This window comes from Rhodococcus sp. 5A-K4 (assembly GCF_046097995.1).
Classification (GTDB): Bacteria; Actinomycetota; Actinomycetes; order Mycobacteriales; family Mycobacteriaceae; genus Rhodococcus_F; species Rhodococcus_F erythropolis.
On record NZ_JBJURM010000043.1, the window covers coordinates 1 to 13,596 of the forward strand.

12 protein-coding genes and 1 riboswitch are annotated in these 13,596 nt (G+C 64.0%); of the genes, 5 read left to right on the plus strand and 7 right to left on the minus strand.

Annotated features, from left to right (window positions below; genetic code table 11):
* Window positions 1-174 precede the first annotated feature (174 nt).
* The 3 genes from ACKAMS_RS31555 to thiO all read right to left on the minus strand — a co-directional run bounded on the left by ACKAMS_RS31555 (window position 175) and on the right by thiO (window position 2,211).
* Window positions 175-927 (minus strand): thiazole synthase, encoded by a 753-nt coding sequence (locus ACKAMS_RS31555; protein WP_020968851.1) that lies wholly within the window; start codon window positions 925-927, stop codon window positions 175-177.
* Window positions 920-1,135 carry a sulfur carrier protein ThiS gene (thiS, locus tag ACKAMS_RS31560; RefSeq protein ID WP_003944402.1) on the minus strand — a complete coding sequence of 72 codons (216 nt, stop codon included), beginning with the start codon at window positions 1,133-1,135 and terminating at the stop codon, window positions 920-922. Before thiS ends, ACKAMS_RS31555 begins: the two co-directional genes overlap by 8 nt.
* Window positions 1,132-2,211: a glycine oxidase ThiO gene (gene thiO / locus ACKAMS_RS31565; RefSeq protein WP_408990010.1), complete on the minus strand. Its 1,080-nt coding sequence runs from the start codon at window positions 2,209-2,211 to the stop codon at window positions 1,132-1,134. The genes thiS and thiO overlap by 4 nt, the downstream gene beginning before the upstream one ends.
* Window positions 2,211-2,357: riboswitch (TPP riboswitch) on the minus strand. Its footprint overlaps the gene before it by 1 nt.
* Window positions 2,358-2,383: 26 nt before the next feature.
* On the opposite strand from thiO, the gene thiE reads away from it, so the two are divergent.
* Both thiE and ACKAMS_RS31575 read left to right on the plus strand, forming a co-directional pair.
* Window positions 2,384-3,079 carry a thiamine phosphate synthase gene (gene thiE, locus ACKAMS_RS31570; RefSeq protein ID WP_197940678.1) on the plus strand — a complete coding sequence of 232 codons (696 nt, stop codon included), beginning with the start codon at window positions 2,384-2,386 and terminating at the stop codon, window positions 3,077-3,079.
* Between the two features lie 248 nt (window positions 3,080-3,327).
* Window positions 3,328-3,459, plus strand: coding sequence for a hypothetical protein (locus tag ACKAMS_RS31575; protein ID WP_003944354.1), 132 nt, complete (start codon window positions 3,328-3,330; stop codon window positions 3,457-3,459).
* Window positions 3,460-3,538: 79 nt separating this feature from the next.
* Here the strand turns inward: ACKAMS_RS31575 and ACKAMS_RS31580 are convergent, their stop codons facing one another.
* Window positions 3,539-4,183, minus strand: a complete 645-nt coding sequence (locus tag ACKAMS_RS31580) for an NUDIX hydrolase (protein ID WP_408990011.1) — start codon at window positions 4,181-4,183, stop codon at window positions 3,539-3,541.
* A gap of 158 nt (window positions 4,184-4,341) precedes the next feature.
* On the opposite strand from ACKAMS_RS31580, the gene ACKAMS_RS31585 reads away from it, so the two are divergent.
* From ACKAMS_RS31585 to ACKAMS_RS31595, 3 genes are read left to right on the plus strand one after another with little or no spacing between them, the layout of a single operon-like run.
* Window positions 4,342-5,703 carry a hypothetical protein gene (locus ACKAMS_RS31585; protein ID WP_029254777.1) on the plus strand — a complete coding sequence of 454 codons (1,362 nt, stop codon included), beginning with the start codon at window positions 4,342-4,344 and terminating at the stop codon, window positions 5,701-5,703.
* Between the two features lie 14 nt (window positions 5,704-5,717).
* A complete protein-coding gene (locus ACKAMS_RS31590) occupies window positions 5,718-6,704 on the plus strand; it encodes a glutamate ABC transporter substrate-binding protein (protein ID WP_020968847.1) in 987 nt (328 codons plus the stop codon).
* Window positions 6,705-6,711: 7 nt separating this feature from the next.
* Window positions 6,712-9,099 (plus strand): serine/threonine-protein kinase, encoded by a 2,388-nt coding sequence (locus tag ACKAMS_RS31595; RefSeq protein ID WP_259121691.1) that lies wholly within the window; start codon window positions 6,712-6,714, stop codon window positions 9,097-9,099.
* A gap of 15 nt (window positions 9,100-9,114) precedes the next feature.
* Here ACKAMS_RS31595 and ACKAMS_RS31600 read toward each other — a convergent pair whose 3' ends face one another.
* From ACKAMS_RS31600 to fgd, 3 genes are all read right to left on the minus strand, one after another.
* Window positions 9,115-10,314, minus strand: a complete 1,200-nt coding sequence (locus ACKAMS_RS31600) for an acetate kinase (RefSeq protein WP_408990012.1) — start codon at window positions 10,312-10,314, stop codon at window positions 9,115-9,117.
* Between the two features lie 2 nt (window positions 10,315-10,316).
* Window positions 10,317-12,395, minus strand: a complete 2,079-nt coding sequence (pta, locus tag ACKAMS_RS31605) for a phosphate acetyltransferase (protein WP_003944313.1) — start codon at window positions 12,393-12,395, stop codon at window positions 10,317-10,319.
* A 146-nt stretch (window positions 12,396-12,541) separates the two neighbouring features.
* The gene (gene fgd, locus ACKAMS_RS31610; protein ID WP_003944371.1) at window positions 12,542-13,555 is read right to left on the minus strand and encodes a glucose-6-phosphate dehydrogenase (coenzyme-F420); all 1,014 of its coding nucleotides are present in this window, start codon (window positions 13,553-13,555) and stop codon (window positions 12,542-12,544) included.
* Window positions 13,556-13,596 lie beyond the last annotated feature (41 nt).

The following is a 13,596-nucleotide window of genomic DNA, read 5'->3' on the forward strand; positions in this document are numbered from 1 at the left end:
TTTCGTCGGTCCGTAAACCTTGGTCAATCCCCTCAGTTCAATCATGAGGAGAACTCTGCCCTACCGGCAATGACCAGCACATCGGCCACAGGTCTAGTTCCGAGTGGTACTCAGGTAGGACATGAGTCCGGGCAATTCGGGCAGAACCCCGAGAAATCACCCGGATCTCGTCCCTCAGGACGACGCTTGAGCCCAGAATCGCTTGGGGATCCGGCCGGCGTGCCGCGCCTCGAAACCTGCCACGACAGCGTGACGCATCGCCGACGCCATCAGCGCGGGATTCTTGGCCCGCGTCACCGCTGTCGCAAGTAGGACGGCGTCGCAGCCCAACTCCATGGCAAGGGTGGCGTCGCTGGCCGTTCCGATCCCGGCGTCGAGGATGACGGGCACGCCGGCGCGCTCGACGATCATCTCGATGTTGTGCGGATTCGCGATACCCAGCCCGGTGCCGATCGGTGAACCGAGCGGCATGACCGCAGCGCAACCAACCTCTTCGAGGCGAAGCGCCAGCACCGGATCGTCCGTCGTGTACGGCAGAACGGTGAATCCGTCGTCCACCAATTGTTCTGCGGCGGAGACGAGTTCGATTGCGTCGGGCAGCAGCGTCCGCTCGTCGGCGATGACTTCTAGTTTGACCCAGTTCGTCTCGAGCGCTTCGCGTGCCAACTGCGCCGTCAGCACTGCTTCGGCGGCGCCCCGACACCCGGCGGTGTTCGGCAACGGTTCGATTCCGAGACGACGAAGCAGGTCCAGAACACCCGTGCCGCCGGCCGCGTCGACTCGCCGCATCGCGACGGTGGTCAGTTCGGTGCCGGAGGCGACAAGCGCTTCCTCGAGCACCGCAAGGTTGGCGGCGCCGCCTGTTCCGGTGATGAGCCGGGAACCGAAGGTGCGGCCAGCGATAGTGAGAAGGTCCTGCTCAGCCACCCTGCACCGCCGTGAGGATCTCGATTTCCCAACCACGTCCGACGGATTCGTCCCAACGCCCGCGAGGAAAGAGCGCACCGTCGACGGCGACGGCGATACCCTTGCTCGGCAACTCGAGGTGCGTCAGTAGCTCGGTCACCGTGACTGCTCGATCGAACTCGAGATCTTCGCCGTTGACGGTGATCCCGATCGGGACCTGCTCACTCATGAATTTTCCTTAACTACTGCGAACCGCTCGGGTTCGGTTCCTTTTACCTCGACCAAAGATGTGCCGTTCAGCAACGCGACCGTCGCATCGGCGGTGACGGGCGTCAGCAGGACACCGTTGCGTCCGTGTCCGGTGGAGACGACAACACGATCGGACACGCGCCCGATCAAGGGCAGGTTGTCCGGCGTCATGGGACGCAGGCCTGCCGCGCATTCGTACAGTTCGTATTCGCCGATCGCCGGCATCAGTGCCTCGGCGTCGTTGATCAGGTCGCGTACTCCGGCCATCGTGACCTGTGTGTCCTCACCGGACTCGTATTGTGTTGCGCCGACGACGATTCCGTCACCGCGCGGGACGAGGTAGGCGGGCCGCCCGTGGACGCTTCCGCGGATGGTGCGGCTGGGCGCCGGGGTGACTCCAGGCCTACTCCGCAGGCGAAGGATTTCGCCCTTGACCGGGCGTACCGGTAACCCGGGCCACAGCTTGGGTGACGCGATACCGGCGGTGAGCACGATCTGATCGGTGTCGAGTTCGGCGAGGTCGTTGACGGCACGCGCGATCAATTCGACGCCGGATTCCGCACAGGCCTTCTGCAACGCCTCCAGCAGAAGTCTGTTGTCGACGGCGGACTCACCGACAGCCATCAGTCCCGACCGGATGCCCCGGCCGAGCATCGGTTCGAGTTCGCGGATGCGGGCGCGATCGAGAACTTCGAGTTCATGGCCCTGCGCGGTCACCCACTCGGCGATGGTCTGCAGGTCCTGCGCGTCGGCCGCATCGAGTGCAACCGTCAGCGAACTGTCCGCGGTGAAGACCGATGGCCCGAACTTTCCGAGCTCCTCACCGAACGTCGGCCACCGTTCCAGGGACGCTGCACCAACCGTCAACGCTGTCTCTTCACCCGGCCAGCCTTCGGAAAGCGGGGCGAGCATTCCGCCCGCCACCCACGAAGCACCTGATCCAATGGACGGGTCGTACAACCGAACGGACCACCCGTCGCGGGCTGCTCGCCACGCAATGGCGAGACCGATGACACCGCCGCCGACAACCGACACCGTACGAGCGTGTGTACTCACGAAACTCCACCTCCACTTCCTGCGCCGGCATGATCCGGGTCAGGTCTGACGGTCGGGATCTGGTCGCGATCCCCTCTCAGCCCCACGAACCTCGCAGTCACGACAAAAAGTGACAGCGACGTTTCAGGACTCCCGTGTCGAACCTTGCTCCCTAGAGGCTACCGTTTGCTCCGTGCACCCCACACATCCCAGTAACGTCATCGACCGGCGCGAGCGCCTGGCAGCAGCACGGCTGTACCTGTGCACCGACGCGCGCCGCGAGAAAGGCGACCTCGCGCAGTTCGCCGAGGCAGCATTGTCCGGCGGAGTCGACATCATCCAATTGCGTGACAAGGGCTCTGCCGGTGAGCGCGAGTTCGGCCCGCTCGAGGCCAAGGACGAACTGGTAGCACTGGGCATTCTCGCGGCCGCAGCGCGACGCCACGGCGCATTGTTGGCCGTGAACGATCGCGCGGATCTCGCGATGGCTTCCGGTGCCGACATCCTCCACCTCGGGCAGAACGACATTCCCGTCCCCTACGCACGAACGGTTGTCGGTGAAGACGTCGTCATCGGGCGTTCGACGAGTAGTCGCGCGCAGGCGAGTCTGGCCGCAATCGAAGAGGGCGTCGACTACTTCTGCACCGGGCCGGTCTGGGCGACACCGACCAAACCGAATCGAAGTGCGTCCGGTCTGGAACTGGTTCGATCGACCGCCGACGCCGCACCGCCGCGCCCCTGGTTCGCAATCGGCGGCATCGACGAGGAACGCCTGCCGGAGCTGCTCGATGCCGGTGCCACGCGCATCGTCGTCGTGCGTGCAATCACGCAGGCGTCGGATCCGCAGGCGGCTGCGCAGCGCCTCGCCGCGGCCGTCGCTGGACTCTGAAAACCGGTAACTGGCGACCGTCAACTGTTTGCCGGGCGATTTCTGCACAGTTACGGGTCAGCACGCCTGACTCGATACATGAACGGAAGTTGTCCGATCAGACAACAAACCCCCAGTTCCTAGGTGCGATTGGATGTCCGAAAAGTCGGATTACGTGATCTTGATCACAGTTGTTTCGATTGCGTGTCACATCCCATTCGGTTTGTTGTAGTTTACCTCCAGTTACTAACTGAACCTAGGAGCACTAAATGGGATCCCTCGACACCGGCTCGCTCAGCACCGAATCGCTCGAAGACCTGAACCTCGGCAAGATCAGCGAGCTGCTCAAGCTCGGTATCACCGCGGTCAGCTTCATCACGGCGCTGAACTCGCTCAGCTGAGCCTCGTTTCGGTCGGGAGACCGAAACACAGAAGGGCCGGACTCCTGAGGAGTCCGGCCCTTCTGCTGTATATGCCCTGTTAAGACTGCGTACTCGACGCCTCGGACAGGTTCTGGTCACTGCCTGACTGCTCACTGCCTTGGTGGGAACTGCCATGGTGGGAACTGCCTTGGTGCGAGCTGCCCGACAACCATCCGAAGCCACCGTCTTCGAGTACGACGGTGTGTGGGTCGCCGGCCTGTAGGTCTTCGGTCTCGGCGGGTACAGGCGCAGTTCGGAGCTCGGGCCACGAGGAACCGAATCCCGGATGCAATGGCAGCGAATCGACGTCGGCTTCACGCACCCACCGCAACTCGGTGCTCTCACCGTTGGCAACCGTCGACAGTGGATGTGCCGCATCAGCCACGACGGTGGTGTAGGTCCACCCGCTCTCCGCGTGCATCGTCACTATCTCACCGCGGACGCGAACGGCGTCTTCGGCGATTCCGGCTTCTTCGTGTGCCTCCCGGACAGCGGCGTGCGTCGTGCTTTCGTGTGAGTCCCGTGCTCCACCGGGCAATGCCCAGGTACCACCTTGATGGCTCCACGCCGCACGATGCTGCAGCAAGACCAGGGGCGATCCGTCCGAATCGGGGGCGCGCAGAAGCAGTCCAGCGGCTCCGTGTTTACCCCAATGCCGAGTACCGTCCGGTCCGATCGACCAACCGTCACCGTCACCACGCATCGACTACCTCGCTCCGCCTGCTCTCGCCGTTGTCCCACACTAACCGTTTCAAACTGCTCCAGGTGTAGGTGATGCTTATATGCTCGCGAAGATGCCCTGAATCATTTCTCGGCGGCATCATTTCTCGGTAGCCCGCCTACAGCGAAGCGAGGTGCTCGATGGTCGACCGTGTCGTCCCGTCCATCGAACCCCGGTCGCTGCCGCCCTCCGAGGGCACTTCGGTATCGGCGGAGGACGAGCGAGCACTTCTGCGGCGCGAACTCCAGGCATTCATGTCCTCGACGCCTGGCCGGTTGACCGTCGTCGGAGTGATCTTGATTGCGATCACCTTGATCGCCGGACTCCTCGCCACCGCAGCGATCGAGAACCGACAGGCGAACCTCGACCTCCTCCTCGTCGAAACCGAACCTCTCGCCAACTCGGCCCAGAACCTCTACAGCGCGTTGTCTTTGGCAGACGCCGCCGCGGCCACCGCCTTCATCTCCGGCGGCCTCGAACCCGCCGAAGTACGCGACCGATACACGCAGTCGATCGGTGAGGCGTCGGCGGAGATCGTCCAGGCGTCGGCCGGTCTCGACTCGACTGATCTTGCCGGGCACAGCGCGTTGACCACCATCTCGACCGACCTCTCCGTCTACACCGGGCTGGTCGAAACTGCACGGGCGAACAATCGCGTCGGAAACCCGGTCGGGGCAGCATATTTGAGCGAGGCCTCGCAGTTGATGCAGACCTCGCTGCTGCCGATGGCTCAGCAACTGCACGCCTCGCAGGAGACCCTGGTCTCGCAGGTACAGCGCGATTTCGAGACTCCACCGTGGTGGCCGATCGTGGCATTCGTCCTCGTGTTGTGCGCGCTGGTGGCAACACAGGTGTACTTCTCCCGCAAGAGTCGCCGACGCTTCAATCTCGGGTTGATCCTTGCCTCGCTCGCCGTCGCGGCTGCGCTGCTGTGGCTGCTCACCGTCGGACTGGTGTCCGCACTTGCCACCGGACGTGCACTCGACGCGGGCGCCGAGCCACTGCACGAACTGACCGAGGCCCGGATCATGGCACAGCAGGCACGTACCGTCGAAACCCTCACGTTGGCGAGACGGGATTCAACTGCCGAGGACAACGTGACGTTCACTCGCAAGGTCGACGCCCTGCGCGACATCCTCGAGGGCCTACGCAGCGACGAACGCGCCCGAGTGAACAACGAGGTGCTGACCGCCGCACTGGATTCGCGCGAGCAATGGGTGGCTGCGCACACGCGCATGTACGACCGTCTCGGGACCGGCGACTTCACTTCCGCTGCCGCCATCACCATCGGCTCCGGAGAACAGGATTCGGCCGCGGAATACGGAAAGCTCGATCACGAACTCTGGCAAGGAATCGTGGATTCGCGCACAAATCTTCGGTCCGACGTCTCGTACGCCTCACGTGTGTTGGCTGCCTCTGCACCGGGCATGACTGTATTGGCAGTTCTCGGAGTTGCCGGAATCTTCATCGGGTTCTGGCCCCGACTGCGGGAGTATCAGTGACGGGAGTACCGGAGATGCGGAGGAAGCTCCCGGCCGTGTGCGTCGCGGTTCTGGCAGCGTCCGTGCTGGCGCTCGCCGGTTGCGGTGCAGATCGAGCCGAAGACCTGAACAACGCGGCCGCCACGTCGTACACGGAACCGCCGCTGCCGGCCGAGGCCACCATCGCGCCCAGTCCGACACCGACGACTACCGCGTCGTGCACCAACCTCACTGCAAGCCTGCGCCCCACACCCGCAGACGCATCTCCGCAGCCACCCACGCCGAGCCTCGACGCCATCCGCGCCCGCGGGCGGCTGATCGTGGGTCTGGACACCGGTTCCAACCTCATGAGCTTTCGCGATCCGGCGACCGGACGCCTCGAAGGCTTCGACGTGGACATCGCCCGCGAGATCGCCCGCGATCTGCTCGGCGACCCGGAGAAGATCGAGTACCGAATCCTGACCTCGGACGATCGGATCGCCGCACTCCAGGAATCCATGGTTGACGTGGTCGTCAAAACCATGACCATCACGTGCGAGCGGCGCGAGAAGGTCGACTTCTCGACGCAGTACTTCTCCGCCGAGCAACGAATTCAGGTCCTGCAGGGTTCACCGGTACGCGGCATCGCCGATCTCGCAGGCAAGCGAGTCTGCGCTGCCCGGGGAACGACGTCGGCTACGCGAATCCAGGAGCTCCAACCCGAAGCCACCGTCGTGACCGTCCCGATGTGGTCCGACTGCCTCGTCGTCCTCCAACAGGGGCAGGTGGACGCGATCAGCACCGACGACACGATCCTCGCGGGCCTCGCCTCGCAAGACCCGTATCTCATGATGGTCGGTGGTTCGTTGGGCGTCGAACCCTACGGAATCGGAGTGAACAAGGACAACCCCGACTTGGTCCGATTCGTCAACGGAACCCTCGAGCGGATCCGGGGTGACGGGACCTGGAACCGTATCTACGACCGTTGGCTCAGCGTCCTCGGTCCGTCACCCGGTCCCCCGCCGGCCGTCTACCGGGATTGAGGCTGACATGACCGAAGAATCCGGCCCCGAGCCCGACGCCACGCAAGCCTCCGTACGCCCCGAGCCTGACTCCACGCAGGCAGTTCACCGCGAGCCTGACTCCACGCAGGCAGTTCACCGCGAGCCTGACTCCACGCAGGCATCCCTACGCTCCGAACCCGAAGCCACCGGCGCCTACGAGCGCCTCGAACCGACCTCGGCCCAGATACGAGGAACCACGCCGTCCGCATCCTCCTCCCCGACCGGCCGCTCCACTCGATCCCGCCGCAGCCGGTCGGGACGAAAGCTGCGCCTCGGCGGCGGCCTGGTCGAAGTTCCCCCCGTCCCGCAGATCGACCCCGCATCTGCGGTGATGAGTGACCCGACGGTCCCCGAGCGCAAACGGTTCTGTTGGAAATGCAACGAACCGGTCGGCCGTAAGAGCGCAAGCACCAAGGCAACTCAGCACGGCACCTGCCCCAAGTGCGGTTCCACTTTCGACTTCCGCCCACTCCTCGAAGAGGGCGAATTGGTGTCCGGTCAGTACGAGGTTCAAGGGCCCATCGCGCACGGCGGCCTCGGATGGATCTACCTCGCGATCGATCGCAATGTCAGCGACAGGTGGGTAGTTCTCAAGGGACTCTTGCATTTCGGTGATTCCGAAGCGCAAGCCGTTGCGGTGGCCGAGCGTCAGTTCCTCGCCGAGGTCGCCAACCCCAGCATCGTCAAGATCTTCAACTTCGTCGAGCATCCACGCCCGGACGGGACACCCATGGGGTACATCGTCATGGAATACGTGGGCGGGCGATCATTGCGCGAGGTGCTGGCCGAATTCCCGGACGGCAAGCACATGCCGATCGAGCAGGCAATCGGCTACGTACTGGAAATCCTTCCGGCGCTGAGCTATCTGCATTCCACCGGCCTGGCGTACAACGACCTCAAACCCGAGAACGTGATGGTCACCGAGGACCAACTGAAGCTGATCGACCTCGGCGCCGTGTCCGGGATCGAAGACTACGGATACCTGTACGGCACTGCCGGCTATCAAGCGCCGGAGATCATCGAGACCGGCCCGACCATCGCCTCCGACATCTTCACCGTCGGAAGAACACTCGCGGTTCTCACCCTCGACATGCCCTCGAAGCACGGACGGTACCTCGACGGCCTTCCCGAACCCGAGGACGAGCCACTGCTGCGAGACAACGAGTTCTTCCACCGCCTGCTGCTGCGCGCCACCGACCCGGATCCGAAGAAGCGTTTCCAGTCGGCCGAGGAGATCGCGGGCCAACTCACCGGCGTTCTGCGAGAAATCCTCGCGGAGCAGACCGGGCAGGAGAATCCTGGGCTCTCGCTCGTGTTCAGCAGGCAGCGAACGTCTTTCGGCACCGATGAATTGGTCGGGCAAACCGATGTGTACGTCGACGGTATCAGCCACGACGCTGCTCTCGATCCGCGCGAAGTTGCGCACGCACTTCCCATCCCGTTGGTCGACCCCACCGATCCCAGCGCGCCGTTGCTGGCGGCAGCGGTGCACAGCGAACCGTCTCAGACTCTCGATGCGTTGAAACACGCCCGCGAGAACGGAATCGACCGAACGTCAGGCACACCGGCGGCCGCTATCTCCGGCGAGGTCCGACTGGCCGAGGCCAAGGCTCATCTCGATCTCGGCGATCCGGAGACCGCGCTGAGTGTTCTGGACGAACTCCAGCAGAGCATCGGTGATCACTGGAAGATCGAGTGGTATCGAGGGCTTGCAGCGTTGCAACTGGACCGATTCGAGCCCGCCTTCAGTCATTTCGAGACCGTCCTGACGGCTCTGCCGGGCGAGGCTGCACCCAAACTCGCGTTGGCGGCGACAGCAGAACTGATCCTCCAGCATTGGGAGAGCGACGACCCGGACCAATGGTGCCGCTTCTCGGAGAAGTACTACCGCACCGTCTGGCGGACCGAACGGAACTACGTCAGCGCAGCATTCGGGCTCGCCAGACAACTCGCCGATCACGGCAACAAGAAGGCAGCCATCGCCGCCCTCGACGAAGTTCCCACGTCTTCCCGGCACTACAACGTCGCACGGATGTCGAGCGCTCTGACGATGCTGTCCGGCGTTCCGATCGCCGAACTCGACGAATCGACTCTGAGGGAAGCCGCCCGTCGCGTTCGCGCGCTACCGGCCGAGGAGAGCCGAAGTCTGCAGATGCGAACCCTGGTGTTGGGTACGGCACTCGATTGGATTCGCTACGGAAACCGCTCGCACACCGAACTCGAACCCATCCTCGACCTACCATTCACCGAGCAGGGTCTGCGCACCGGAGCCGAAGCCTGCCTTCGCGCCCTCGCCCGCGCCACGACCTCCCGCACGCACCGCTACGCCCTTGTGGACCGGGCGAACGCGGTGCGTCCGCGCAGCAATTTCTGACGCGCTCCCCGAGATTTACAGCGCGGCCACCAAAGCCTTCGCCGCGCGGGCGATCGCCAACTCCTCGTTGGTGGGGACCACCAGCACCTCGACGGCCGACGTGGATGCGGAGATACGACGCTCGTCGCGGCTCTTCGCCTCGTTGAGAGTCGGGTCGACCTCGATTCCGAGACGGGAGAGGCCGGCCAGGCTGTCGCGTCGTACGTCGATGTTGTTCTCGCCAACACCGCCGGTGAAGGTGATGACGTCGACGCCACCGAGTTGAACGATGAAGGCGCCGATGTACTTACGGAGCATGTGTACGTAGACGTCGTAGGCAAGTTGTGCGTCTTCGTCGCCGCCCTCGATCAGTGCGAGCAGGGCACGGAAATCGTTGACTCCCGACAGTCCCTTCAAACCGGAACGACGGTTGAGGAGGTCGTCGATCTCGTCGACCTTCATTCCCGAGTTGCGATTGAGGTGCAAGATGATGCCTGGGTCGATGTCGCCGCTGCGGGTGCCCATGACAAGACCCTCGAGCGGGGTGAGGCCCATCGTGGTGTCGATAGCCTTGCCGCCCTTGATTGCCGAGGCCGAAGCGCCGTTTCCGAGGTGCAGAACAATCTGATTCAGCTCGGCCGGATCCTTGCCGAGGAAGTCCGCGACTCGTCCCGACACGTATTCGTGTGAGGTCCCGTGGAAGCCGTATCGACGAATCTGGTTGGCCTTGGCCACATCCCGATCGATCGCGTAGGTCGACGCCGCGGCGGGCAGCGTGTGAAAGAAGGCAGTGTCGAACACTGCTACGTGCGGAACGTCTGGCAGTTCTTCGCGCGCCACCTCGATACCGATCACGTTGGCCGGATTGTGCAGCGGCGCAAGGTTCGACAAATCCGCGATGGCTTTCACGACGCCGTCGTCGATGAGCGTCGGCGAGTAGAAGATGTCACCACCGTGCACGACTCGGTGACCGACGGCGATGATTCCTGCCTCGCTCAGCGGCCGTCCGACCTCGGCGACGATGTCGAGCACCATCTTCAGTCCCGCACGGTGATCGGCGATGGGGAGGCTGCGGTCTTCGACTCCGGTGCGGTGGTTGTAGACGATGTGGCCGTCGGGTTCACCGATGCGCTCGATGAGGCCGTGCGCTACCGATTCCGCTGTATCCGGATGCACGAGTTGAAATTTGATCGATGACGAGCCGGAATTGATGACCAGTACGGTGCCGTCGCTCACGCTTACGCTCCCTGCGCCTGTATTGCCGTGATAGCCACGGTGTTGACGATGTCCTGGACCAACGCTCCACGCGAGAGATCGTTGACCGGCTTGTTCAGTCCCTGCAGAACCGGGCCGACGGCGATAGCGCCGGCGCTACGCTGCACTGCCTTGTAGGTGTTGTTGCCGGTGTTCAAGTCCGGGAACACGAACACCGTGGCCTTGCCCGCCACCAGAGAATCCGGCATCTTCTTGTCAGCGACACTCTGCTCGACGGCCGCGTCGTACTGAATGGGCCCTTCCACCAACAGGTCCGGTCGGCGCTCGCGCACCAAAGCGGTCGCGGTGCGAACCTTGTCGACGTCGGCTCCACTGCCCGAATCGCCGGTGGAGTACGAGAGCATCGCAATGCGCGGATCGATACCGAACTGCGACGCCGTCTGTGCGGACGAGATCGCGATGTCCGCCAACTGCTCCGACGTCGGGTCCGGAACCACGGCGCAGTCACCGTAGGAGAGAACGCGGTCGGCCAGGCACATCAGGAAGATGCTCGAAACCGTCGAAACTCCGGGGGCCGTCTTGATGATCTCGAACGAGGGCCGGATCGTGTGAGCGGTGGTGTGGGCGGCACCGGAGACCATGCCGTCGGCAATACCCAAGTGCACCATCATCGTTCCGAAGTACGAGATGTCGGCGATCACCTCGCGGGCCCGCTCGATGGTCATGCCCTTGTGCGCCCGCAGCGCGGTGTATTCCTGTGCGAAGCGCTCGGTGTACTCGGACTGCGCGGGCGCGAGTACCTGCGCGCCGCTGATGTCCACGCCGAGTTCCGCTGCGCGTCGACGCACACTGGGTTCGTCGCCGAGGATCGTCAGGTCGGCAACCTGGCGCTGCAGCAGCCGGCCGGCCGCGCGCAAGATCCGGTCGTCGTCACCCTCCGGGAGGACGATGTGCTTGCGATCGCGTCGAGCGCGGTCGATGAGCTTGTACTCGAACATCTGTGGGGTCACGACCGACGGAATCGGCAGTGCCAGTCGGTCCATCAGGACGTCGGCGTCGACGCGCTGTTCCATCAAGCTCAGCGCAGTGTCGACCTTTCGCTGCGAACCGACTGCCACGCGTCCGCGGGTTTGGGCTGCAGCGCTTGCGGTGTCGAAAGTGCCGAGGGTTGTCGTGAGGATCGGAAGACGCTGTTTGAGGCCGGCCATCAACGCCGCGATGGCCGGGTGCGGCGTGATCCCGCCATTCATGATGATGCCCGCGAGCGACGGAAATCCCTCCGCCTCATGCGCATTGAGCAACGCGAGCAGCACGTCCGAGCGGTCACCCGGTGCGATGACGACCATGCCCTCGACCAGACGCTCGAGGATGTGCTCGGCGGTCATTCCGCCCACCATCACCTTCAGTGCCTCGCGGTGCAGCAGTTCCGGGTCACCCGAGTACAACTCGCCGCCGGTGGCTTCCATCAACTCGGCCATCGTGGGTGAGACGAGCAACGGAATCTCCGGCAGGCTCCACGTCGGAACACCGATGTCGGACAGGGCTGCGGTGACCTCGTCGAGCTTGTCGGGATCGCAGCGATTGGCGACGACCGCGAGCAGGTGAGCGTGGTTGGCAGCCAACTCGGCGGCGCACAGGTGCGCGAGCTGAGCAACCTCCTCGACGCTGCGCCGAGCGCCTCGAACCGCCAACAGGACCGGCGCTCCCAGGTTCACGGCGATGCGGGCGTTGAAGCTCAGTTCACTGGGGCTTGCGACGTCGGTGTAGTCACTTCCGATGATCACGACGGCGTCGCACTGCTCGGCCACGGTGTGGTACTTCGCGACGATGTCGGCCAGTGCGGCTTCCGGATCGGCGTGAACTTGCTCGTAGGTGACGCCGAGTGCGTCGGCGTAGGAGAGATCGGCAGTGGTGTGCTCTAGCAGCAGTTCGAGGATGTAGTCGGTTTCCTCGGTCGAGCGGGCGATCGGGCGGAAGACACCGACCCGGGCGACAGTCGCGCACAACATCTGCAGCACGCCAAGCGCGATGGTGGATTTTCCGGTGTCACCTTCAGGAGAGGCGACGTAGACACTCGACACGGCAGCGGGCGCTTCTGGCATGCCCAACAGCCTAGTGTGGGCCGCCGCCCACCTTGCCACTGATCGTGGTCACGCTCACGGTGCAGCCGACAACCGGCCGCTACGAGAAAGACGAACGGTGCCTGCCACACGTCGAGTGGCAGACACCGTTCAGTTGATCTCGAGGATCAGCCCAGAGCACGCAGGCGGGGCGCGAGGTCACGCTCGAACAGTTCGAGGAAGCGGCGCTGATCGTGGCCCGGTGCGTGGAACACCAGGTGATTGAGACCGGCGTCGACGTAGGCCTTGACCTGCTCGACGGCGTCGTCGGGATCGGAAGCGACGATCCAGCGCTTGGCCACCTGCTCGATGGGCAGAGCGTCGGCAGCTGCTTCCATTTCGATCGGATCCTCGATGCTGTGCTTCTGCTCCGGCGTCAGGGAAAGCGGCGCCCAGAAACGCGTGTTCTCGAGTGCAGCCTCCGGATCGGTGTCGTAGCTGATCTTGATCTCGATCATCTTGTCGATGTCGGCGACGTCGCGCTCGGCCTTGGCCGCGCCCTCGGCAACTGCCGGAAGCAACTTCTCGGTGTAGAGCTCCATGCCCTTGCCGGAAGTGCAGATGAAGCCGTCACCGGCACGTCCCGCGTACCGGGCGACAACGGGTCCACCGGCCGCGATGTACACGGGAATCCCACCCTCGGGAACGTCGTAGATCGACGCGCCACGAGTGGTGAAGTACTCGCCTTCGAAGTCGACACGATCGCCCAGCCACAGCTCACGCATCAGCCGCACCGACTCACGCAGGCGCGCGAAGCGTTCCTTGAACTCGGGCCACTCGCCCTGGAAGCCGGTGGCGATCTCGTTGAGAGCCTCACCGCTGCCGACGCCGAGCATGATGCGCCCCGGGTAGAGACATCCCATCGTCGCGAACGCCTGAGCGATGACCGCCGGGTTGTAGCGGAACGTCGGCGTCATCACGGACGTGCCGATCTGCACGCGCTCGGTGCGCTCACCGACGGCCGTCATCCAGGCGAGCGAGAACGGCGCGTGTCCACCGTTGTGGCGCCACGGCTGGAAATGATCGCTCACCGCAACGGAATCCATGCCGTGCTGCTCTGCCAGAACTGCCAGCTCTACCAGTTCGCGAGGGCCGAATTGCTCAGCCGATGCCTTGTATCCGAGCTTGAGTTCCTGCGCCACCGTGCACTCCCTTGTCGTCTGTTTCGTTTACTTCTCTGACT